Source organism: Brevundimonas sp., assembly GCF_036399195.1.
Classification (GTDB): Bacteria; Pseudomonadota; Alphaproteobacteria; order Caulobacterales; family Caulobacteraceae; genus Brevundimonas.
Window position 1 is genome coordinate 1 of record NZ_DASWNO010000120.1, and the last position, 1614, is coordinate 1614.

Genomic DNA, 1614 nt, shown 5'->3' on the forward strand with positions numbered 1-1614 from the left:
GATGGCGCGCAGGCTGATGCCCTGGGTGGTCGGATTGGCCGACAGGCTGGAGGTGCGGCGGAACAGCGAAACGGCCGGAACCGACGCCAGCGCCTCGTCCAGACGTCGGGCGCCGACGAGATCGTCCGTGTCCAGACGGATAACGGCGAAGGCGGCCTCGGAAGCGGCCGGCGGCAGGCGGGCGCCGGTGACCACGACCTCGGGCAGATCGGGAGGGGGCGGAAGCTGGATCAAGCGAGCTGCGCCTCAATCCGTCGCAGCATGTCGGCGGCGAACACCGACAGGGTGTCGTCGCGCGCGCCCATGACCACGATCCGGTCGCCCGGACGGGCAAGTGCGATCAGCCGGTCGCCGCAGGCCTCGCGTGACGGCAGAGCCTCGGCCTTGCGGCCCAGACCCCGGATTCCTTCAGCGATGTGCTCGCTGCCGACCGACATGTCGGTGGTGCCGCCCATGTAGACGGGCGGCGGCATCAGCAGCACGTCCTCCGGCCGCAACAGACCGACGAAGCCGTCGATGAATTCGTCCCGCATCAGTTTCAGCGGGCCGAAGCCGTGCGGCTGGAACAGGATCAGCAGTCGGCCGTCGAAGGCGTGCAGCGTCTTCAGCGTGGCGGCGATCTTGTCCGGGTTGTGGGCGAAGTCGTCGATGACGGTGACGCCGCCGGCTGTCCCGACAACCTCCATCCGACGGCGGATGCCCGAGAAGCTCTCGAGAGCCTGGACCGCGTCCTCGGTTGGAAGACCGATCGCCCGCGCCGCGCCCAGGGCGGCCAAGGCGTTGGACACATTGTGCGCCCCCGGAACGTTCAGCGTCACGGCATGGCGACCGCCGCCCGCCTCGCTCAGGGTGAAGCGCATCCCCGTCGGCAACGGCTCCAGGTCGTGGGCGTTCAGGGCCGCGGCGTCCTCCCCGAGCGCAAAGGTGATGACCCGATCGGCCGGGAGGCTCTGCGCCAGCGCCGCCGTCTCGACGTTGTCGAGGTTGAGCACCGCCGTCCGGGCATTGCGGACGAAGCCTCCGAACAGCTCACGGAGCTCGTCCATCGACTTGTGGTCGAGCGAGATGTTCGAGACCACCGCCACGCCGGGCCGGTAGCGGGCGATGGAGCCGTCGGACTCGTCGACCTCAGACACGAACAGCTCCGCCCCGCCGATCAGGGCGCTGGCGAACGGGTGGTCGGCGTCGGCGAAGTTGCGCATCACGGCCCCGTTCATGACCGTCGGGTCGCGGCCCGCCTGATGCAGGATCCAGGCGATCATGCCGGTGATGGTCGACTTGCCGCTGGTGCCCGCGACGCCGATCGACAGCGGCGCTTCGTTGAACAGTTCGCTAAGCAGTTCCGGCCGGGTGACGATCCGGGCGCCCGCCGCCCGCGCGGCGGCGATGTCGGGCACGGTGTCCTCGACCGCCCCGGTGGCGACCACCGTCTGGCCGGCGCGCACGCCGGAGCCGTCCTGTGGATGCAGCGTCACCCCGTGCGCTTCCAGCCAGGCGAACTTCTCCGGCGTCCGGCCCTGGTCTCGCGAGCGGTCCGAGCCCTCGATCCGGCCGCCGCGCGACTGGACGATCAGGGCCAGCGGCAACATGCCGGAGCCGCCGACGCCGCAGAAG

1 protein-coding gene and 1 pseudogene are annotated in these 1614 nt (G+C 70.6%); both read right to left on the reverse strand.

The annotated features are described in order from the left end of the window. A pseudogene (locus VGB60_RS05650) lies at positions 1 to 234 on the reverse strand (TonB-dependent receptor); the annotation flags it as partial. After that, the coding region (locus VGB60_RS05655) for a Mur ligase family protein (RefSeq protein WP_331037290.1) at positions 231 to 1614 on the reverse strand (1384 nt) is incomplete at its 5' end. The pseudogene VGB60_RS05650 and the gene VGB60_RS05655, both read right to left, overlap by 4 nt.